The sequence below is a fragment of the Geobacillus sp. FSL W8-1251 genome (genome assembly GCF_038005945.1).
GTDB lineage: Bacteria > Bacillota > Bacilli > Bacillales > Anoxybacillaceae > Geobacillus > Geobacillus stearothermophilus.
On record NZ_JBBOUF010000001.1, the window covers coordinates 933,499 to 954,876 of the forward strand.

21 protein-coding genes and 1 pseudogene are annotated in these 21,378 nt (G+C 50.8%); 8 read left to right on the top strand and 14 right to left on the bottom strand.

Features of this window, described 5'->3' with window-relative positions; all coding sequences use genetic code 11:
• Positions 1–82 precede the first annotated feature (82 nt).
• From NSS88_RS04790 to argC, 4 genes are read right to left on the bottom strand one after another with little or no spacing between them, the layout of a single operon-like run.
• Complete coding sequence (locus tag NSS88_RS04790; protein ID WP_049624660.1) at positions 83–1,243, bottom strand: acetylornithine transaminase; 1,161 nt, start codon at positions 1,241–1,243, stop codon at positions 83–85.
• 3 nt (positions 1,244–1,246) lie between these two features.
• A complete protein-coding gene (gene argB / locus NSS88_RS04795) occupies positions 1,247–2,026 on the bottom strand; it encodes an acetylglutamate kinase (protein WP_049624661.1) in 780 nt (259 codons plus the stop codon).
• Positions 2,027–2,038: 12 nt separating this feature from the next.
• Positions 2,039–3,271 carry a bifunctional ornithine acetyltransferase/N-acetylglutamate synthase gene (gene argJ / locus NSS88_RS04800; RefSeq protein ID WP_121678243.1) on the bottom strand — a complete coding sequence of 411 codons (1,233 nt, stop codon included), beginning with the start codon at positions 3,269–3,271 and terminating at the stop codon, positions 2,039–2,041.
• A gap of 17 nt (positions 3,272–3,288) precedes the next feature.
• Entirely contained in the window at positions 3,289–4,323 is a 1,035-nt protein-coding gene (gene argC / locus NSS88_RS04805) for an N-acetyl-gamma-glutamyl-phosphate reductase (protein ID WP_049624662.1), read from the bottom strand.
• A 324-nt stretch (positions 4,324–4,647) separates the two neighbouring features.
• On the opposite strand from argC, the gene NSS88_RS04810 reads away from it, so the two are divergent.
• On the top strand, positions 4,648–5,334 hold the full coding sequence (locus NSS88_RS04810) for a Crp/Fnr family transcriptional regulator (protein WP_049626625.1): 687 nt from the start codon (positions 4,648–4,650) through the stop codon (positions 5,332–5,334).
• Positions 5,335–5,599: 265 nt separating this feature from the next.
• Here the strand turns inward: NSS88_RS04810 and adhP are convergent, their stop codons facing one another.
• The gene (gene adhP / locus NSS88_RS04815) at positions 5,600–6,613 is read right to left on the bottom strand and encodes an alcohol dehydrogenase AdhP (RefSeq protein ID WP_049626626.1); all 1,014 of its coding nucleotides are present in this window, start codon (positions 6,611–6,613) and stop codon (positions 5,600–5,602) included.
• A 502-nt stretch (positions 6,614–7,115) separates the two neighbouring features.
• On the opposite strand from adhP, the gene NSS88_RS04820 reads away from it, so the two are divergent.
• The 3 genes from NSS88_RS04820 to ybaK all read left to right on the top strand — a co-directional run bounded on the left by NSS88_RS04820 (position 7,116) and on the right by ybaK (position 11,494).
• Positions 7,116–7,994, top strand: coding sequence for an IS982 family transposase (locus NSS88_RS04820; RefSeq protein WP_011230510.1), 879 nt, complete (start codon positions 7,116–7,118; stop codon positions 7,992–7,994).
• A 251-nt stretch (positions 7,995–8,245) separates the two neighbouring features.
• Positions 8,246–10,852, top strand: coding sequence for a bifunctional acetaldehyde-CoA/alcohol dehydrogenase (gene adhE / locus NSS88_RS04825; RefSeq protein WP_033017072.1), 2,607 nt, complete (start codon positions 8,246–8,248; stop codon positions 10,850–10,852).
• 141 nt (positions 10,853–10,993) lie between these two features.
• The gene (gene ybaK, locus NSS88_RS04830; protein ID WP_033017071.1) at positions 10,994–11,494 is read left to right on the top strand and encodes a Cys-tRNA(Pro) deacylase; all 501 of its coding nucleotides are present in this window, start codon (positions 10,994–10,996) and stop codon (positions 11,492–11,494) included.
• Here ybaK and NSS88_RS04835 read toward each other — a convergent pair.
• Positions 11,491–11,697, bottom strand: a pseudogene (locus tag NSS88_RS04835) (endonuclease/exonuclease/phosphatase family protein); the annotation flags it as partial. The gene ybaK and the pseudogene NSS88_RS04835 sit on opposite strands and share 4 nt — an antisense overlap.
• Positions 11,698–11,793: 96 nt before the next feature.
• Here NSS88_RS04835 and NSS88_RS04840 point away from each other — a divergent pair.
• Positions 11,794–12,333, top strand: coding sequence for an IS630 family transposase (locus NSS88_RS04840; protein ID WP_341083326.1), 540 nt, complete (start codon positions 11,794–11,796; stop codon positions 12,331–12,333).
• Positions 12,323–12,850 carry an IS630 family transposase gene (locus tag NSS88_RS04845; protein ID WP_341083328.1) on the top strand — a complete coding sequence of 176 codons (528 nt, stop codon included), beginning with the start codon at positions 12,323–12,325 and terminating at the stop codon, positions 12,848–12,850. The genes NSS88_RS04840 and NSS88_RS04845 overlap by 11 nt, the downstream gene beginning before the upstream one ends.
• Positions 12,851–13,551: 701 nt before the next feature.
• Here NSS88_RS04845 and NSS88_RS04850 read toward each other — a convergent pair.
• Genes NSS88_RS04850 through NSS88_RS04870 form a run of 5 tightly spaced genes read right to left on the bottom strand, consistent with a single transcriptional unit; the run spans position 13,552 to position 16,733 of the window.
• Positions 13,552–14,280: a YwiC-like family protein gene (locus NSS88_RS04850; protein ID WP_061580625.1), complete on the bottom strand. Its 729-nt coding sequence runs from the start codon at positions 14,278–14,280 to the stop codon at positions 13,552–13,554.
• Positions 14,281–14,285: 5 nt separating this feature from the next.
• A complete protein-coding gene (moaD, locus tag NSS88_RS04855; protein ID WP_055358139.1) occupies positions 14,286–14,516 on the bottom strand; it encodes a molybdopterin converting factor subunit 1 in 231 nt (76 codons plus the stop codon).
• Positions 14,513–14,980 carry a molybdenum cofactor biosynthesis protein MoaE gene (locus NSS88_RS04860; RefSeq protein ID WP_033013773.1) on the bottom strand — a complete coding sequence of 156 codons (468 nt, stop codon included), beginning with the start codon at positions 14,978–14,980 and terminating at the stop codon, positions 14,513–14,515. Before NSS88_RS04860 ends, moaD begins: the two co-directional genes overlap by 4 nt.
• Positions 14,977–15,477 (bottom strand): molybdopterin-guanine dinucleotide biosynthesis protein B, encoded by a 501-nt coding sequence (mobB, locus tag NSS88_RS04865; RefSeq protein WP_033013774.1) that lies wholly within the window; start codon positions 15,475–15,477, stop codon positions 14,977–14,979. The genes NSS88_RS04860 and mobB overlap by 4 nt, the downstream gene beginning before the upstream one ends.
• Positions 15,474–16,733, bottom strand: coding sequence for a molybdopterin molybdotransferase MoeA (locus NSS88_RS04870; RefSeq protein WP_033013775.1), 1,260 nt, complete (start codon positions 16,731–16,733; stop codon positions 15,474–15,476). Before NSS88_RS04870 ends, mobB begins: the two co-directional genes overlap by 4 nt.
• Before the next feature lie 412 nt (positions 16,734–17,145).
• On the opposite strand from NSS88_RS04870, the gene ric reads away from it, so the two are divergent.
• On the top strand, positions 17,146–17,853 hold the full coding sequence (gene ric, locus NSS88_RS04875; protein WP_049626321.1) for an iron-sulfur cluster repair di-iron protein: 708 nt from the start codon (positions 17,146–17,148) through the stop codon (positions 17,851–17,853).
• 101 nt (positions 17,854–17,954) lie between these two features.
• Here the strand turns inward: ric and moaA are convergent, their stop codons facing one another.
• Positions 17,955–18,980, bottom strand: coding sequence for a GTP 3',8-cyclase MoaA (moaA, locus tag NSS88_RS04880; protein WP_049625254.1), 1,026 nt, complete (start codon positions 18,978–18,980; stop codon positions 17,955–17,957).
• Positions 18,981–19,148: 168 nt separating this feature from the next.
• On the opposite strand from moaA, the gene NSS88_RS04885 reads away from it, so the two are divergent.
• On the top strand, positions 19,149–20,585 hold the full coding sequence (locus NSS88_RS04885; RefSeq protein WP_289667381.1) for a DDE-type integrase/transposase/recombinase: 1,437 nt from the start codon (positions 19,149–19,151) through the stop codon (positions 20,583–20,585).
• Between the two features lie 315 nt (positions 20,586–20,900).
• Here NSS88_RS04885 and NSS88_RS04890 read toward each other — a convergent pair whose 3' ends face one another.
• Positions 20,901–21,131, bottom strand: coding sequence for an uberolysin/carnocyclin family circular bacteriocin (locus NSS88_RS04890; protein WP_033013796.1), 231 nt, complete (start codon positions 21,129–21,131; stop codon positions 20,901–20,903).
• Between the two features lie 63 nt (positions 21,132–21,194).
• Positions 21,195–21,365 carry a hypothetical protein gene (locus NSS88_RS04895; protein WP_015374078.1) on the bottom strand — a complete coding sequence of 57 codons (171 nt, stop codon included), beginning with the start codon at positions 21,363–21,365 and terminating at the stop codon, positions 21,195–21,197.
• Between the last annotated feature and the right edge of the window lie 13 nt (positions 21,366–21,378).

The window sequence follows — 21,378 nt, forward strand, 5'->3', positions numbered from 1 at the left end:
CACCTCATCGTTTGAGTTTTTATAACCGTTCGGGAATTTTTATGCATGAACAAGAATAAAAATTAAGCCGTCGGCCGTCCGTTTACAAGACGGCTGAGGCGTTGGCGTTGTTCAACACGTTTGTCAAAATGTCCACCGCTTCATCGATTTCCGCTTTCGTCACGACAAGCGGCGGCAACAGGCGGATCACGTTCGGCCCCGCCGAAAGGACGAGCAAGCCGTTTTCGTGAATCAATGGCAACAGCGGTGCGACGTCCGTTTGGCACTCGATTCCGACCAGCAGCCCGAGTCCGCGCACGTCCTTGACGATGTCAAGCGAAGCGAGCGCGTCATGGAGGCGTGCAAGCAAATAGCGGCCTTTCTCCTGCACATCTTGCAAAAACGCCGGATCAAACACCACTTCTAACGTCGCCTTGGCGGCGGCCATCGCGATCGGGTTGCCGCCAAACGTCGACCCGTGCACCCCAGGTCCAAACGATTCTTTCAAAAACGCTTTGCCGATCATCGCCCCAACCGGAATGCCGCTGCCAAGCCCTTTCGCTGCGGTGATGATGTCCGGCTCCACATCAAAGTGCTGGTACGCAAACGGCTTCCCAGTCCGGCCGATGCCAGTTTGCACCTCATCGATGATCAAAAGCGCCCCGTGCTGTTGACACAGCTCCGACGCTGTCTGCAAAAACGCCGGGTCAACCGGGCGGACGCCGCCTTCCCCTTGGACGACTTCAAGCATGACTGCCGCCACTTCTTCGCTCATCGCCTGCTTGAGCGCGTCGACATCATTCAGCGGCAAGTGAATGAATTCCGGAAGCAGCGGACCAAAACCGCTATACACTTTCTCCTGCCCGGTCGCCGTCATCGTCGCGAACGTGCGGCCGTGAAACGACTGGCGGAACGTAATGACTTTATGTCTCCCGGTATGTTTGCGCGCCAGCTTCAGCGCCGCCTCGTTCGCTTCCGCCCCGCTGTTGCAGAAAAAAACATAATCGCCGGCGCTGTGGGCGACAAGCAAGGAGGCGACCTCTTCTTGAATCGGGATCGTAAACAAGTTCGAGACGTGCCAATATTGATTCAGCTGTTGTTCAATGCCCGTTTGGACATGCGGATGGCGATGGCCGAGATTGCAGACGGCAATGCCGGAAACAAAGTCGAGATATTGTTTTCCGTTCACATCGGTCACCACCGTCCCTTCGGCCGACTGGACGGCGATATTCCAACGGTTGTAAGTTGGAAACAGCGCGCTCATTATTTAGTAGACCCCCACTTCGTTTTCTTTCCGAATCGTTGTCCCATACCATGTTCCGTTCTGATAAAACGTTGTTTTGCCACTGACGATCATCACTTCCGGCAGCGCATCGGACAGGGCGGAGAGCGCCGCTTTCACTTTCGGAATCATCCCACCCGTGATGACGCCGTCTTCGATCAGTCGTTCAATCATTTCCACCGTCGCCTCAGCCACGAGCGCACCGTCTCGCAAAATGCCGGGTACGTTCGTCACAAACGCGAGCTGGCTGGCGCCGATGGCCGCTGCGACCGCCCCAGCCGCCGTGTCAGCGTTAATGTTGTACGTTTGCCCGTTTTGGTCGATGCCAAGCGGGGAAATGACCGGGATGTAGCCCGCCGCAAGCAGCGTGCGCAACAGCTGGGAACGAACGGTTTTCACACGGCCGACATAGCCGAGTTTGGCCAAGTCGATCGGTTCTGCTTCAAGCAGTCCCCCGTCCACGCCGGAAACACCGACCGCGGGCAAACCGTGCTGCCTGAGCATCGCGACAAGCTGTTTGTTCACTTTGCCGGAGAGCACCATTTCCACAACCGCGAGCACGTCTTTCGTCGTCTTCCGCAAGCCGTTGACAAACTCGCTCGGCACGGACAATTTTTTTAACATGTGTCCGATTTCCGGCCCGCCGCCGTGGACGATGACGACCTCCATCCCTTGTTTTCGCATTGCGTTCACGCTGGCAAAAAAGGCGGGAGACAACTCATCAAGCACGCTGCCGCCGCATTTGATGACGACCGTTTTCCCCATCGTTTTCTCTCCTTACGTCCGATAGCTGGCGTTAATTTTCACATAATCGTATGTCAAATCGCAGCCCCACGCAACGCCGACACCATCGCCTATATGCAAATCGACCTCAATGACGACCGTCTCTTGTTGCAAATACGCCGCCGCTTCTTCTTCCGAGAACGGCTGCGGCTCGCTTCCTTTCAGCATCACCATCGTCCCGATGGCGACATCGACGTTGTCCGGGTTCACTTCGGCATCCGAATAGCCGATCGCGCCGATGATCCGCCCCCAGTTGGCGTCCGCGCCGTAAACGGCCGTTTTCACTAAGTTGGAGCCAACGATTTGCTTGGCGATTTTTTTCGCTTCCTCATCCGTTTTCGCGCCGCGCACGCGCACTTCAATGAGCTTCGTCGCCCCCTCGCCGTCTTTGGCGATTTGCTTCGCCAAATCTTCGCACGTTTTCCGCAGCGCCTCGTAAAAGTATTCCCAGTCCGGATGATCCGGCGTCAACTCATCATTTCCAGCAAGACCGCTTGCCATCACGACGACCATATCATTTGTCGACGTATCGCCGTCGACCGTAATTTGGTTAAACGAAACGTCCGTAATCGACCGCAGCGCCGCGTGCAGCACCGGCGACGAAACATTGGCATCCGTCGTGATGAATGCGAGCATCGTCGCCATGTTCGGATGGATCATCCCCGATCCTTTCGCCGCTCCGCCGACGGTGACCGTTTTCCCGTCGATCGTTGTTTGGTAACAAGCGCGCTTCATCACCGTATCGGTCGTTAAAATCGCCGTTTGAAACGCCTCCGCATCCGCCATCGTCACCCCTGGAACAAGCTGTTTGATGCCGGCGCGAATTTTTTCCATCGGCAAATATTCCCCGATCACGCCCGTTGAAGCGACGGCCACATGGTGCAGCGCCAGGCCAAACTGTTTCGCGCACAACTCGCGCATTTCATAGGCGTCCTTGAGCCCTTGCGCACCGGTGCAGGCGTTCGCGCATGCACTGTTGACGATGACCGCCTGCAATTTTTGTTCTACAGCGAGGCTCGCCTGCGTCACTTTGAGCGGCGCCGCCTGAAAATGGCTTTGCGTATACACCGCCGCCGCCGAAGCGGGCACGTCGCATAGAATAACCCCTAAATCGTTTTTCGAATAGCGCAGCCCGGCACTCACCCCGGCCGCTTGAAATCCTTTCGGCGTAACCACTGTTCCATCGACGACCGCCGTTACTTGCGCCGTTTGTTTCGTTGCTGTCATTGTTCGTTCCCCTTCCCTCACGGATAGATCGGCAAGGATCGGAGGCCCTCCGCCTCATCCCAACCCATCATCAAGTTGAAGTTTTGCACCGCCTGCCCGGCAGCGCCTTTCATCAAGTTGTCGATCACCGACACGACCGTCACCCGTCCCGTCCGCTCATCGTAGGCGAGGCCGATGTCGCAATAATTTGATCCGTACACTTCTTTCGTCGCTGGAAATTGCCCGACCTTGCGAACACGGACAAACGACGAACCTTCATAACTTGTTTTATATAAATCTACCAAATCGTTTGGCGAAATCGATTGTTTCGCCTTCGCATAGATCGTCGCCATAATGCCCCGTGTCATCGGAATCAAATGGGTGCTGAACGTAATTGGCTCCATCGCTTCATTCCACGTTTGCAGCGTTTGCTCAATTTCCGGAATGTGCTGATGGACGTTCACTTTATAAATTTTCACGTTTTCGTTCACTTCGGAAAAATGCGTCCCAAGCCCTGCTTTCCGCCCCGCGCCCGATACGCCGGACTTGGCGTCAACGATGATCGAATCTTCCTGAATCAATCCTTCTTTGACAAGCGGCGCCAGGCCAAGCAGCGTCGCCGTCGGATAACAGCCCGGGTTGGATAGGAGCACGGCCTCGCGCACCGCCTCCCGATTCCACTCGGTCAGCCCGTACACCGCCTTTTGCAAATATTCCGCCGGCGCCGTCTGCCGCCCGTACCATTGTTCGTACACCGCTCCGTCTTTCAAACGGAAATCGCCCGATAAATCGATCACTTTCACTCCCCGATCCACGAGCGCCGGCGCCCACTCCCCGGACACCCCGGGCGGCGTGGCGAAAAAGACCGCATCGTAACGGGAAAGCGCCTCGATTTCAAGTTTATGCAACACCGCACCATCGACCGAACCGACGTGCGGGAAACTTTCCGATACATGAACCCCGTCCTGCGACGACGAGAACACGTCGCAACGGCTCACATGCGGATGCCCGTATAGCAAGCGGAACAACTCCGCGCCGCTGTACCCCGTCGCCCCGATAATGGCTACGTTCATCATGTTCCCCCTCACCCGTATGCCTCATGTAGTTCTCATTATAATACTGTATAAAAATAAAATCAAATGTATATTTAATAATTTTCAAGGATTTTTTTCTTGCCCCTCCCTCCGTCTATGGGAAACGAATACCGATTTGTCCCGGCAGCCAAGGTGCATCCTTGACTCCATCGCCCTCATGTTCTTGGGATGCAAAGACTTTCACAAACGATTCCACCGATGTTCAACAAGTTTTTTAATCTTTCCACTATCCTTATATTGACTTCCCTCTTTTTTCCTGTAAACTTTTATATAGCGATACATTTTACGTAAGGTTGTGATCGGATGAACGAGATGGAATCTCGTGAATGGCAGAAGTGGCTTACACCGCTTGGGCGCGATCTTCGCCTTGAGAAGGGAACGTACTTGTTTCAAGAAGGGGAAAAAGCAGACGATATTTACTATATCCAATCGGGGAAAATCCAAATCAGCAAAATGGACATGGACGGACAGGAGCTCGCGCTGCGCATTTGCAGCGAGGGCGATTTGATCGGCGAGCTGACACTGTTTTGCCCTGGCGCCCGCTACATGCTGACGGCGAAAGTGCTGGAAGACGGCGTCGTTTCCGCCATTAAGCGCGAGACGCTCGAACAAGAACTTGCCAACAATCCGACGCTGGCGATCGAGTTGATGAAATGGATGAGCCTCCATTTCCGCAAAACGCAGACGAAATTCCGCGACTTGATTTTACACGGCAAAAAAGGAGCGCTCTATTCAACGCTCATCCGTTTGTGCAACAGCTACGGCGTCATGAAAGAAGACGGCATTTTGATCGACGTGCCGCTGACGAACCAAGAGCTCGCCAACTTTTGCGGCACCTCCCGTGAAGTCGTCAACCGCATGCTCGGCGATTTGCGGAAAAAAGGCGTCATCTCCGTGCAAAAAGGCAAAATCCGCGTCCACGACCTGCAATACTTGCGCGACCAAATCGCCTGCGAAGGCTGCCCGCCCGAGCTGTGCAGCATCGACTGACGGGCGGGTGCGGAAAAAAAAGGAGCTCCTTTTTAATGGTTGGTTGCACTTTCATTTTAAGGGGATCCTCATGCAAGGGCTATTTTTATGCTTGTTTGAGTTTATCTAGCACCACGGGTAATATGCTATACCTCCTGAGCCGTCTGATCGACCGTATCGGACGTTTTGTGGGACGTAAATAAGGAAGAGCTTCATGATCATCAAGTATTTTCCGTTGAAGTAAAATAAGAAGGCGCCCTCAGACGCCTTCTTTTTAATCTACTTTTTAATCTACTTTTAACACGACGCGGCCGTTAATTTGCCCTTTTAACATACGATCGAATACGTCGTTAATGTTTTCAAGCGGTTGCACTTCGACAATTGTTTTTACTTTTCCTTCTGCTGCAAACTGAAGTGCCTCTTGTAAGTCTTTGCGCGTACCAACGATAGAACCAATAATTTTTACTCCATTTAATACTGTATCGAAAATTGGAATAGGTATTTCTTCCGGCGGTAATCCGACGAGTACGCAAGCACCACCGCGACGAATGGATTTGTAGGCTGATTCGAACGCGGCTTTTGAAACAGCTGTGACGACAGTCGCATGCACACCGCCCACTTTTTCTTTTATCCATTGTGCTGCATCATCATGTTTCGGATTGACGACAAGATCTGCACCAAGTTGTTTAGCAAGCTCAAGTTTTTCATCACCTAAATCGACAGCAACGACGTTTAACCCCATCGCCTTTGCGTATTGGACTGCGACATGTCCAAGTCCGCCGATACCGTAAATGGCTACCCATTCACCTGGTTTTGCGCCTGTTACTTTGAGCGCTTTATATGTTGTTACACCAGCGCAAAAGATTGGAGCGGCTTCTTCAAACGATAAGTTATCAGGAATTTTTACGACATAATCGGCTGCAGCACGGCAATATTCAGCATAACCACCATCGACGGAATAGCCAGCGTTTTGTTGATGTTCGCATAATGTTTCTTGTCCGCTTAAGCAATAGTCACAATGACCGCACGCCGAATAAAGCCAAGGGATACCTACGCGATCTCCAACTTTTAAATGTGTTACCCCAGGACCTACTTCTTCAATTACACCGACGCCTTCATGGCCAGGAATGAGAGGCAGTTTAGGCTTTACAGGCCAGTCGCCATGTGCGGCATGCAAGTCTGTATGGCATACCCCACACGCTTTGATGCGCACTAATACTTCCCCGTATGAGATCTTAGGTTTTTCCACTTCTTTCACTTGTAACGGCTTTTTAAATTGTTCCACAACTGCAGCTTTCATGATTATAATCCTCCTTCTAGGCAAAAAGGGACTTTTTGATCTGTACATATGTAGTGTAGCATACATTTAACTTGTGAAAAATATCGCAAATAAAATATTCACAAAAATGAAAAATATTTTTGGATAAAAAGTTAAAAATTTGGTTCGGGAGTTGACATCATATAAAGTTTCTGTTCTAGTCATATAGTGTAAATGGATTTACGTCAAATTTTTGGACACAAAAAAGTTAATTTTTTACTAAGTTCCTGCCCCTTTAAGAGTGGGGAGCGATGACGCTTGACATGGAGCCTCTGCGGGCATGATTCTACTGCCGAGAAGCCAGATGTTACAACATCAGCATCGCCAAACAAGGCTATCATGCCCGCCACTCCATGTAAAGCGGGTGCACAATCTTAATACAACCCGTGGTGCTAGATAAACTTGAGCAAGCATAAAAATAGCCCTTGCTGGCGGATCTCCTGTAGAATGAAAGTGCGACCTGCCATTCGAAAGGAGAATCCCCATGCAAGAGCACTTTCATTTTACTACAGATCGAGCCAAGATTCAAAAGCAATATGCCGCCATTTTCGTTTTTGTTTCTGCTCAACTTTCATGCATTCAGGTGCATCTTCATCGTCGAAATCGCCATTTGGTCAAGCAAGAGGACGCTGTCATCATCGCCATTCATCTTTTAGGAAAGCTGCTCGGTTTTACATCCGAACGGGCATGGCATCGTTTTGTCACGGGAAATTTGTTCACAAACGGCTCGTTTCTTGAACGCTCCCGATACAACCGCCGTTGCCGGGCGCTTGGTTTCGCCATCAAATGGATCCGTCATGAGCTGGCAAAACGCGGTCAACATCATGCCTATGCCGTCGTGGACAGCTTGCCGCTCCCGTTGTGCCATACGGCAAGAATGCATCGCGTCAAACGGTTTCAAGAGATCGCCGACATCGGGTATTGCGCTTCCAAAAAGCAATGGTACTACGGGTTGAAGCTGCACCTTCAAGTGACCGATCAAGGGCTGCCAATGGGGTATGTGGTGACGGAAGCATCTTGCCACGATCGAATCGCAGCCGAAAGCGTGATGACCCAAATTCCCCACCCGTATAACTTTGGGGACAAAGGATTCATTAGCCGTGACTTGCAAAAAAGGCTGTACGAAGAATACCAAATGGCGCTTTGGACTCCGTCTCGAAAAAACCAGAAACATCGTGCGTCTGAGACATGGGAGCAGTGGATCCAACAAAAACGCAAAGTGATCGAGACGGTGTTCTCGGTTCTGGTTGACCACTATCGCATCACGGGGATCCGAGCCAATTCGATTATCGGATTTGAAGTGGCACTAGACGGTATATTGTTAGCTTATTCCCTGGTTACACTTGGGCTAGTTGAGCGCTAAAGCTCAACTAGCACCACGGGTACAACGATATTTCGTTTGAAAAGATTCCACGCAATCCAGTGTGTGAGTAACCGCCTTCTTTATAAGAAGCGGTTCTCTTATACAACATATTTGCTCAATATTTCACAAAACTGACACACACAAACAGGCTTACCCCCGTTATAATGTGAATGTGAAAACAATCATATTTTTATTTTCAATTAACTTGTGAAAAACTTCACAAGGACAATACAGGAGGGGAAGGGTCTTATATGGCTGTTGATGAAAAAGTATTAGACCAAAAGAAAGAAGTTACAAAAATGATCGATACGCTCGTCGCGAATGCGCAAAAAGCGTTAAAAGCGTTTCGTGATTACGATCAAGAAGCGATTGATCATATCGTCAAGCAAATGGCGTTAGCTGGACTTGACAAACATATGTATTTAGCGAAGTTAGCGATTGAAGAAACAAAACGTGGCGTGTATGAAGATAAAATCATTAAAAACATTTTTGCGACAGAATACATTTATCATAACATCAAATATGATAAAACCGTCGGCGTTATTCGCGAAAATGAACAAGAAGGTATTATTGAAATTGCTGAGCCTGTTGGAGTCATCGCTGGGGTTACACCAGTAACAAACCCAACATCAACAACGATGTTTAAAGCGCTTATTTCAATCAAGACGCGCAATCCAATCATTTTTGCGTTCCATCCGTCCGCGCAAAAATGCAGCAGTGAAGCGGCACGCATTTTACGTGATGCAGCGATTGCGGCCGGTGCGCCAGAACATTGTATTCAATGGATCGAAACACCTTCCGTTGAAGCAACGCAACAACTTATGCATCACCCTGGTGTTTCGCTTATTCTTGCGACAGGTGGAGCAGGCATGGTCAAAGCAGCATATAGCTCAGGAAAACCAGCATTAGGGGTTGGACCTGGTAACGTACCTTGTTATATTGAAAAAACAGCAAATATTAAACGCGCGGTGAACGACCTTATTCTTTCAAAAACGTTTGATAACGGAATGATTTGTGCATCTGAACAAGCGGTCATTATTGATAAAGAAATATATGATGCGGTGAAAAACGAAATGATCGCAAACAAATGTTACTTTTTAAATGAAGAAGAAAAGAAAAAAGTCGAAAAGCTTGTCATTAATGAAAATACGTGTGCAGTAAACCCGAATATCGTCGGTAAACCAGCATATGAAATTGCAAAAATGGCCGGTGTGGACGTTCCAGTTGATACGAAAATTCTTGTCGCAGAATTAAAAAGCGTCGGTCCGCAAGAGCCGCTTTCTCGTGAAAAATTAAGTCCTGTATTGGCGTGCTATAAGGTGAATAGCACAGAAGAAGGGTTAAAACGAGCAGAAGAAATGCTTGAATTTGGTGGACTTGGCCACTCCGCTGTCATTCATTCAGAAAATCAAGACGTCATTCTTGAATTCGGTAAGCGAATGAAAGCAGGACGAATCATCTCTAATGCACCATCTTCACAAGGAGCGATCGGGGACATTTACAACGCATACATTCCGTCATTGACGCTCGGTTGCGGTACGTTTGGAGGCAACTCCGTTTCGACAAACGTGGGTGCGACACACTTAATTAATATTAAAAAATTAGCGAGAAGGAATGTAAACATGCAATGGTTTAAAGTTCCACCAAAAATTTATTTTGAAAAACATGCGACACAATATTTAGCGAAAATGCCAAACATCTCACGTGCCTTTATCGTTACAGACCCAGGTATGGTGAAGCTCGGCTATGTCGATAAAGTGTTATACTATTTGCGTAAACGTCCAGATTATGTGCATTGCGAAATTTTCTCAGAAGTTGAACCAGATCCATCAATTGAAACAGTGATGAAAGGTGCCGACATGATGCATGCGTTCCAGCCAGACGTCATCATCGCGCTCGGCGGTGGTTCGGCGATGGACGCGGCGAAAGCGATGTGGCTGTTCTATGAACATCCAAATACCGACTTTAATGGCTTAAAACAAAAGTTTTTAGATATTCGTAAACGCGTATTTAAATATCCAAAACTCGGTCAAAAAGCGCAATTTGTCGCGATTCCAACAACATCTGGTACAGGTTCAGAAGTGACATCGTTTGCGGTCATTACAGATAAGAAAAATAACGTCAAATATCCGCTTGCTGACTACGAGTTAACACCAGATGTCGCCATCGTTGACCCACAATTCGTCATGACGATGCCAAAACATATTACAGCGGATACAGGTATGGACGTATTAACACATGCGATTGAAGCGTACGTATCGAACATGGCAAACGACTACACAGACGGATTAGCACTAAAAGCCATTCAACTCGTCTTTGAATATTTGCCACGCGCATACAAAAACGGCAACGATGAAGTGGCGCGCGAAAAAATGCATAACGCATCAACGATTGCCGGTATGGCATTCGCGAACGCATTTTTAGGCATTAACCATAGTTTAGCGCATAAACTTGGCGCAGAATTCCATATTCCGCACGGACGTGCGAACACGATTTTAATGCCGCACGTCATTCGTTATAACGCGACAAAACCGAAGAAATTTGTAGCGTTCCCTAAATATGAACATTTTATCGCGGATAAACGCTATGCGGAAATCGCACGCATTTTAGGATTGCCAGCACGCACAACGGAAGAAGGAGTCGAAAGCCTCATTCAAGCGATTATCAAGCTTGCAAAAGAGCTTGAAATGCCATTAAGCATCGCGGAAACAGGCGTCAGCAAAGAAGAGTTTGAAAGCAAAGTCGAACAACTTGCTGAACTAGCTTTTGAAGATCAATGTACAACAGCCAACCCAAAATTACCATTAGTCAGCGACCTTGCCGACATTTATCGCCAAGCGTATAAAGGGGTTGAATGAAGAAACAGGGATGTCCCGCGGGGATGTCCCTTTTTATCATGATCAAAGACTTCTTCGCTTCCCTTGGTCCGTAAAAGTTGTTAAGAAAAGCGGTTCAAGGTAAACTAAACATGAAGCTACTTAATAGGTAGGGGAAATGAGATGAAACAAGCAAAAACGAACGCGATGCGTCTATTAGACCGAGAAGGCATCTTATATGATGTGTGGACATATGAAAACAACGATGGAAAAATCGATGGGGTATCCGTAGCGAAAAAAATCGGAAAAGACCCAAAAACCGTCTATAAAACGTTAGTGACAAAAGGAAGCAGCGGAACGATTTACGTATTTGTCATTCCTGTAGAGGCGGAACTTGATTTGAAAAAAGCAGCGAAAGCGGCACAAGAGAAAAAAGTAGAGCTTCTTCCTGTTCATGAGATTGAAAAGCACACAGGCTATGTTCGCGGCGGATGTTCACCGATTGGAATGAAGAAGCAATATGCCACGTTTATTGATGAAACGGCTCTTCAACTTAAAAAAATCATTGTCAGTGCAGGAAAGATTGGCATGCAAATCGAACTGTGCGTCGATGATTTGCAGAAGATGACGGGTGCAAAGCTCGTCGATCTTGTAAAAGAAAAAGAAAAAGACGGACACAACTAGGCGAGTCCGTCTTCAATTTCTACCTCTACTCCGAAATGGTCAGAAATGACATGGCCATTTTGGCCGTTAAAAATGGTTTTAGAGTATTTTACGTGTAAAAGCTTGTTTGATAGAATCAAATCAATGCGTAAGTTTTTTTCGTTTTCATTCCAACCATCAATTTTCCCTTGAACCGTAGTACCGCTATCCTTCTCTTTTGCTATATATATGCTCATTGAAAAGTTAACCTTCGTATAAGTGGTGCCCACTCCGGTTATACTGCTCCTAAGGAAAAGCATGGAAAAGGAGCGGAATTCTGCATGAAACGTCTCAAAATCACCAACGATCACGGATGGACACCTCGGACACTTCGCAAACAGGAACGGAAAATCAAAAACACCCTTCTTCGCCAACGGGTGATGGCGGTTCGCCTGGTCATGGAAGGCTATTTGGGCAAAGAGGTGGCCTCCATGGTCAACGTGTGCCGACAAACCGTTTCCCATTATGTGTCGCTGTTCAACGAAGGCGGTCTGGAGCTCTTGCTTCATCGGGATTTCGCCCCCGGGCGGGAGCCGTTTCTCACCGAAGAACAGCAGGAAGAGATCAAACAGCTTGTGTTGACCACCACTCCCGCGGAACTGGGCTGGGACGTCGCTTCGGCGTGGAACACCAAACTCCTGCAATCCTATGTCGAAAAGCACTTCGGTGTTTCCATTTCCCGCGAAGCGTTGCGAAAACTCCTGCACCGCAAAGGGCTGTCGTGGACACGGCCGACCTACACATTGGCGAAAGGCGATCCGGATCGACAAAAGAATTTTGAGAAACAGATCGACTTCATAAAAAAACTTAATGGATCCTGATTCGGTCTTGTTGTACCTTGATGAAACACATATCCGCTCTTACCATGTCTTGCGGTCCACATGGTCGGAAGTCGGCCGCCAAAAACAAGTGCCGACGTTCGGCCATCATGCCCACGTATCGCTGTTTGGCGCGGTCAACATCCACGATGGCGAAACGGTGCTTCATCAAACGACCGCTGCCAATGCCGCGACGTTCTTGGATTTCTTGAGAATGCTCAAAGAGCGCTATCCGGACCGTCTCATGGTCTTGGTGTTGGATAACGCCCGCATTCACCATGCCAAAATGGTCAAGGAGTTTTTGCAGGAAGAAGGGCAGTGTTTTCACTTTATTTACCTTCCTCCCTATTCGCCACAGCTGAACCCGATCGAACGCTTATGGAAATGGCTGAAAGATACGGTGATTGCCAATGTATTTCACAAGGATCGCAACGATATCATTCAAGCCATTACTCGGTTTGTCCACTACATCCACGAACGTCCGGAGGAAGTGCTGCAGCGCTTAGGGTGTGCAGGATGACTGAGAAGTTAACTCTTCATGTTGCATGTATATAGTACGTATGTGTCATAAAGCCCTCTACTCATCATGTAATCATAGCCCTCTCCACGAATGTGGGCGTCGTTATTAAAATCGCCCATGAGGAAGAAAGCGTCTTCATATTCAATTTTTTTAAGAAGTGTATCAAACTGATCGCCGAAAGGTTCTTCTTCATCATGCCACCAACCAAGATGACAAGAATAAAACGAGAGAGGGCGTCCATGCCAACGAATGGTTGCCCCAACGATTTTACGAGTTTTCCAAAATAAAGGATTCTGATTTTTAGAAACATAGAAAGAATGTTTCTTTATAATAGGATGTTTTGTTAAATGGCTAATCCTTCTTCATATTTCTCATAGCCGATATGAGCAAAATCCCAAACGAGAGAATAATCACGACAACCGAGTTGCTCAAGATTTTTTAATAAAATGAATGCAAAGTTATCTTCTTTTACCCGTGGTGCTAGTTGAGCTTTAGCGCTCAACTAGCACCACGGGTTTCCCTTCTTTCTTTATTTGAGAACGAGCATAGAAGAAGAGGTAGGCTTTTGAAACGACCCTTTGCAAAACCGTTACAAGGAATTCATGCCCATTTCACATCATGCTTGTGCAATGAAAAAGCAATCCCGCCTAACCAAACGAAAAACCCCAAACGGTCATGGATGCCTCCCGTTTGGGGTTCGCTCAAGAGTAGAGCACGATCATCGCGATGAAAAAGTACGCCGCGTTGGCGATTTCCAGCATGCCGAGTTTCATGATCGGCAGCGACTTGCCATATAAATAGACGGCGCGGATGACGCTCGGTGCATAGGCCAAGACGGCGAACGGCTCGCCGATGGCGATGAGGCCGACGATCAACAGGGCGTGGTAGCCCCATGACAGCCATTTGTACCGCTCGTTTTTCTTTTCGCGAATCATCGTTTTTACGTAAAACGTGCTGCCGATGAAAAAGAGGAAGGAAAACAGGGCGAGTTCAAACGCTTCAAGCGTCAACTCCCCGCGTCCGGCGTAAAAGGCGGCGAGGCCGCCGATGCAAAACGCCGCGATGGCCGCCGCGTCGTTCCAAAAGGCGCGCTCATTCTTTTTCTTGCTGTAGTAGGTGTTTACTAGGAAAAACGGCATCATGGCGAGCCCGAAGTAGAAAAGCGCCGGCTGCTGCCAAAGGGAAACGGCCAAGGCCGGTGCGGCGATGGCGCCATAGCGGGCGGCGGCGGGCACGTACGGGTCGTTCCGCTTCGTTTTCACCGCCATCAAGAGCGGATACGTCGCCAAATAGAGCGCAAGCCAGGCGACAAAGAGCGGCGCGTGAATCCACGAAAGCCCACCGGCGTACGCCCCGAGCCAAAACGGGATGATGAGCATCGCCCAGGCGCCGTGCTGTTTTGGCATCACCCATTTGCTTTTGTTCGCCATTGGTCTCATCCTCCGCTTACCGGTGGAATAAAGGCGACCGTGTCGCCGGCGTGAAGCGGCGCTTCGTCGCGGGCGTACTCCTCATTGACCGCAGTCATGACGCGCCCGAGCGAGACGCCGTAGCGCTCTTCCACTTCGTCTTTCAGTTGTTTCACCGTTTCCGGAACGTGCGGCCACATCACTTCCCGCTCGCCGATTTGTTCGCCTAAATGCGCGAAAAATAAAAGGCGGATCATTCCTCACTCACCTCCGGCTTTCCGGACGGATACGCCGTCGTTTCAAGCTGGTCGCCCACCCAGGCGCTTCCGTCCTCCCATTGCTCTTTTTTCCAAATCGGCACGATTTGTTTGATCCGCTCAATAGCGTAGCGGTTCGCCTCATACGCTTCGGCGCGGTGCGGTGAAGAAACGGCGATGACGACGGCGATGTCGCCGATCTTAAGCCGCCCGATCCGGTGGGTGATCGCCGTTTTCGCCCCCGGCCATTTTTCGGCGATTTCCGCCCCGATTTGCGCGAGCATTTTCTCCGCCATCGACACGTACGCCTCATATTGCAAAAAGAGCGTCCGCTTGCCGTTCGTCCATTCGCGCACCGTGCCGGCAAAGACAGCGACCGCCCCCGCTTCCGGACGCATCACTTTTTTCATCACATCTTCGACCGAAATCGGCCGGTCGGTAATGGCAAACAACGGTTCGGTCATGTTCGTGTTCTCACCTCGTTCATGAGCCATGGAATATATTCATCATCATCGGCCAGCGAAAACACCGGATGCACTAGCGGCCCTTCGAGTGGCTCCCAGGCGATGACGGCGCGGATGTCGGCGAGGTGCTGGAGCGACGCCCAATCTTTCGCGGAGCGCACAAGCACGACTTTTGGATACCGATCTTGTTTGTAGCCTTCAACCAACACGAGATCGAGCCGAAGCGGCGCATAAAGCGCCAACACGTCATCCAACCGCCATAGCGGACGGCGGAGATGTAGCTGCAACAGCCCGTCCCCTTCCACCGCCGTTGCCACCGCCCCGGCCCGCTCATGGCGGACGGAATCGACACCTTCCGGCCGCGCGGGCTCGCCGCCATGGCCGTGATGCTTCACCGTCCCGACGCGCCATCCTTCCCGGACCGCGGCCGCCACCCATTTTTCCATCAACGTCGTCTTGCCGCTATGTTTATAGCCGACGACTTGCCAGACGTTCATTCGCTTGACCCCTCATCGTCATCCAAAAGCCACACGTCGACCTCATCGCCAACCGCAAACCCTCTCGTTCCGCCCGGCAGCACCATCAAGGCGTTCGCAAAGGCAAGCGAGGTGACGATGTTCGACTTGTCCATGCCGACCGGCTTCACGACAAGCCGACCGTCAACCGCCTCGACCCGGCTGCGCACGAAGCGGGTGAACGGGTTCGGCTTTGGAAACTCGGCGCCAAGGGTGGCTTTCGCTTTTTTCAAATACGGCTTGGCCGAAAACAGCCGCGTGCGCACGACCGGGCGGACGAACAGCTCATACCCGACGTAGCACGCCGACGGGTTTCCGGATAGACCGAACAGCAGCTTGCCATCAATCTCGGCGACGGTCGTCACGCTCCCCGGGCGCATGGCGATTTTGTTAAACAACACGTTCGCTCCGAGCCGCTTGTAAATGGCGGGCAAATAATCGAAATCCCCGACCGAGACGCCGCCGGTCGTAATGAGCATGTCCACTTGATCGAGCGCCTGGCGCACAGCGTGAAAACACGCATCGAGGTCGTCGGCGAGCTGGCCGAAATAAATCGGCTCGGCGCCGCTTTTGAACACCTGCGCCTCGATCATGTAGGCGTTGCTGTTGCGGATTTTTCCCGGCACAAGCGGTTCCGAGACGTCGAGCAGTTCGCTGCCGGTCGCAAAAATGCCGATGCGCGGCCGTTTTGCCACTTTCACCTCCGCATAGCCGAACGTCGCCAAGAGCGCCGCCACCCCGGGATTGATGCGCGTCCCTTTTTCGATGAGCGGCTGCCCTTTTTTCGCGTCTTCCCCTTGAAACGAAATATTGTCGCCAGGGCGGAACGGGCGTTTAATGGCCATATACGTTTTTCCATCCCGCTCGTACTGTTTGGCGAGCTCCAACATGACGACCGCATCGCATCCTTGGGGAATTTGCGCTCCGGTCATCAAGCGCACCGCTTGAAACGGACCGACGGGCTGTTTCGCCACTTGTCCGGCGCCGATCGTTTCAATGACTTCAAACTCGACCGGATGGTCAAGTCCCGCTCCTTCCGAGTCGGCGGCGCGAATGGCAAATCCGTCATACGGCGAGCGGTCAAACGGCGGCACGTCATGATCGGCGCGCAAATCTTCGGCCAAATAGCGGCCGTACGACTGGCGAAGCGGCACCGTCTCCTCTTCCCCTCTCCCGGCGTAATGCATCACCCGGGCGATGGCTTCCGCGACAGGAATCGGGGTTCGTCTTTCGACCAACGGTGTTCTCCCCTTTCTTTCCCTCATTCACTTCACTAAGCCCATTTTATCGTTTTATCACAATGATTTCCAATCTTGCAGCTGCTTAATGATTTTGGCCAATTTTTCATCAACGACGCTGGCATCATCAATATGCTGCAAAATCATCTTTTTCTTCCTCCCAGCGGCTTGCCTTGGCCAGCAGCCACATGCTGACTCCCCCTCTTTTTTCGGCAGTTCACATCTTCTATGCAGCGCATTCACAATTTTTATCGTCCGTTTTATTGTACAGGAAAGAAGGGAGCCACTGTTGTGATGTTCATCACATTTCCTTGTTGTCTACTTTTTTCGTTTGTGTGAGATGTGTCACAACGTTGACGTCCAAAACAAGGTATGCTGAAGCTGTAACGATTTGGTGATGGAGGGATCCGAAATGGAACAGCGGTTTACCGAACAATCGTTGATCGGCGATATTGTCACTCAATTTCCGAAAGCAGCGGATTTGTTTAAAGCGCGGCGCATTGATTTTTGCTGCGGCGGGCAGCGCCCGTTAAAAGAAGCCATTGAAGAGCGCGGACTCGATGGCGAAGCGCTCCTTCGCGAACTGAACACCCTTTATGCGGAGGCGCAAAACAAACCGGCCGGAAACTGGAGCGAAGCGCCGCTAACCGACTTGGTCGATCATATCATCAACACGCACCACCGCTATTTGAACGAGGAACTGCCGCAGCTCAGCCCGTATGTCACGAAAGTATTGCGCGTGCATGGCATGCACCATCCGCATCTTTCCCACGTGCATAAACTGTTTCATGAGTTAAAAACAGAACTCGAGCAGCATCTCATTAAAGAGGAAACGGGAGCGTTCCCGCTCATTTTGCAATTTGCCGACAACCCATCGCCGGAAAACCAGGAGGCGGTCGAGCGGGCCGTTCGCGAACTGGTCAATGAACATGACGCAGCCGGCGATTTGATGAAAGAAATTCGTGAAATCACCAACGACTTCACCCCGCCGGAAGACGCGTGCGGCACGTACCGGCTCGTCTACAACCGACTCGCGGCGCTCGAAGACGATTTGTTTACCCACATCCATTTGGAAAACAACATCCTCTTCCCGCGCGTGTTGGCGGCGGTGAAGGCATAAGCAGACGAAGCCATTCCCCCATTTCTAAGGTAAAGGCAGGCGCATCGAGCGATAAAAAGCAGGGCTGCTTCTTTGACGAAAAGAGCAGCCCCGTTTCTTTGTTATCCCCCAATATACGACATTTCAATTTTCGGGCGCTGTTTCGCTGTCTCTGCCGTCCGTTCTTCCGAATAGCGGTCTGTCCGCTCGCTCCAAATGGCGGCGATCAACGCCTTCAGCTCTTCTTTCCCCGCGCCGGCGCGCAGTTTGTCTTTCAACGACACGCCCTCAGAAGCAAACAAACACGTGTACAGCTTGCCATCGGCGGAAATGCGCGCCCTCGTGCAGCTTTGGCAAAACGTTTCCGTCACTGAGGCGATAAAGCCGACTTCCACCTCCGTGCCGACGTAGCGGTAGCGGCTCGCCACTTCGCCGAAGTACGCTTTTTCAACCGGTTCAAGAGGGTGCATGGCGTTGATTTGTTCATACATCTCTTTTTTCGTCACGACATGGGAATAATCCCAGCCGTTCGTTGTGCCGACATCCATAAATTCAATCAAGCGGAGCGGAATGCCCAAGTCTTTAAAGTAGGCCGCCATCGGCACGATTTGCGAGTCGTTCCATCCTTTTTTGACGACCATGTTCACTTTCACGCCGAGCCCCGCCGCCAGGGCGGCTTCGATGCCTTTCAACACCGGGGCAGAGCCGATGCCAATGCCGTTCATTTTTCGGAAAATGTCATCATCCAACGCATCCAAACTGACGTTGACGCGCTTCAACCCGGCTTCTTTCAACCGCTGCGCCCATTTCACCAAATGAACGCCGTTGGTCGTCAATCCAATATCGCGCAGGCCAGGGAGCGCGGACAGCCGCTCAATGAGCGCATCGAGGTCGCGCCGAAGCAACGGCTCGCCGCCGGTCAGGCGGATTTTTTCAACGCCAAGCTCGACAAAACATTCCACTAAAAGCGCCATTTCGTCAACGGTTAACAGCTGGTCTTCCGCCAAAAAGCGAAAATTCGGCCCGAACACTTCCGCAGGCATGCAATAGACGCAGCGAAAATTGCATTGATCGATGACCGACAACCGCAAATCGCGAAGCGGGCGGGCGAGGCGGTCGGTGATCTTCACCCGGTCGCGCTCTTCCATGTCGCTCCCTCCTTTCCCTTTCATGGTATTGTCAAAAGTGTATCCTCCACACTCACGGTTTTCCCTTGAGTTTCAACGGTTGAACGAAAAAAAGCTTGCCACCCCCGTTGTTTTCGGCCATCATTGAGGTAACGACACCCAACAGCCAAAACAAAGGAGTGACAAGCTTTGTTACCTCAATTATTAGCCTATTTGCTCGAAATAATCAAGACCCAATATCAAATCATTGTGTATTTGATGGGTGTGATCGTGGGAAAATCCTTGAATCTCGAGGACTTGGACGAACCCATCCAAAAGCCGTACCGGAAACTTCAGGTCGATGACCTTCCGATCATCGATGTGCCGGAAACCCTTGATTACCGGAAGCTGTTGGCAGACTATGAAGCCCAGCACGGACGTCCTTTACGGCCCATCCAGCGCCGCGCGAATGCGAAACACCGTGTTCCGGATTCGTTGACCTGCCCTCGCTGCCAGGCTCCCTCTTCTTACCTGTACGCCAATAACGGCGGAAACGGGCAATACCAATGCAAAGTGTGCCAGTGCCGGTTCAACCACCGAAATCGGTTCACCAAGCAAGCGGTCTTTCGCTGCCCGCACTGCAAAAAGACGCTGGAAAAAATCAAGGAACGCAAAGAATACCACATCTATAAGTGCAAGAACAACGATTGCCCGTTTTACCAGGCCAACCTTCGCCGGATGACCAAGAAGGAGCGCCAACAGTTTCAACAGGATCCTCAAGCCTTCAAGGTGCGGTATTTGTTTCGAGAGTTCTTGTTTGACTTTCTCCCGTTGGCTTCCTCGTCGCCCATCCAACCGAAGGTCGATTTGTCCCGGCTGGCTGCGTCGCCGCACGTGTTGGGGCTCGTGTTGACGTACTACGTCAACTTTGGGATGTCCTCGAGGGAGACCGCCGCCGCCATGAAGGACATCCATGGCGTCTCGATCTCCCATCAGACGGTGCTCAACTACGCCAACAGCGTCGCGCTTTGGATCAAGCCCTTTGTCGACCGGTTCCCGTATGAGCTGTCCGGTTCGTTTTGCGGGGACGAGACGTATATTCGCGTCAAAGGGCGCTGGCATTACCTGTTCTTTATGTTTGATGCCGTCAAAAAGATCGTGCTGTCGTATCGCGTCTCGCCCAAGCGGGACACGCTCTCGGCCATCCAGGCCATCGATGATGTCCTGCGAAAGCTGCCGTCCCTCCCAGACGACTTGTCGTTTGTCGTGGATGGCAACCCGATTTACCGGCTGGCGCAACACTTCTTCGCCCAGCACGGGATTTCGTTTGACGTCCGCCAGGTGATCGGCCTAACCAACGAAGATCCGGTCTCGGAAGAGTTTCGCCCTCTCAAACAGATCATCGAGCGATTCAACCGGACCTTTAAAGGCAACTACCGCCCGACCCATGGGTTTGGTGCGGAAGAAGGCTCGGTGTCCTTTGTGACGCTGTTTGTGGCGTATTTCAACTTCCTGCGCCCGCATAGCGCACTCGAAGGCCGGGTCCCGGTCGTCATCCCGGAACTGGCGGATCTTCCGCATATGCCGGCCCGGTGGACGAAGCTCATCGCCATGGCACAAGCGTTTCTCCAACAAGAGGCGGCCTGACTTTTTTGTCCGCCGGAGCCCGTTGAACAGAACTCCTGCCGGATTCGGCGAAGCGAACCCTTGACCAACCGAACACCGCCAAAGGTAAAATTCGGTCATGGCAAGGGCGGCTTTCCTATTGCCTTCTTTTTGTCCCCGTCGCCCTTGACGACTCTTTCCCACCTTTGGCGGGTGTTGGTCAAGGGCGAATCCGGCCCTCCGCATGCCCCACGATGCTCAATGGGATGATCTGTGTGGAGTTTTCATAGAACTTTTGACGCTACCTGATTTACTCATTAGGAACGGCAGGGAGTTTTTCCCCTGCCGTTTTGCCTTTTACCATGCAATCGCTGCTGCTTTTCCTCGTTCCGCCACTATTTTTTTCACCGTCGCGACAAAAGCTGACCACCCAATTTCCAAAATGACGTCGACTCCACCTGACAAAATAGCGGTGATCCCAAGAATAATAGAAATGAGAGTGGAGCCGGTCAACACAATCGAAACAACCGTCGTCGCGATTGACTGTGACACGCCGAGCGTCCCGGCAACAAGCGCCAGCAAACTCATAACCTATCATCTCCTTCCAGTAAATGATAATCGATCAAAACTTTTTTCAAAAACATTCTGTGTCTATCTCATCCTTCGCACTAAACGAGAATAAACCCCGCCGTAAAGCAGCACCAATACAATAAATCCTATTTTGATGGGCATGCTGGCCGCTTTTAGGCGAAAAGCAACTCCAATCAACACAACAAGCGGCAGGCTAATCAGAATAAAATACGGCCACGACCATTGTTTCACCCACTTCACTCCT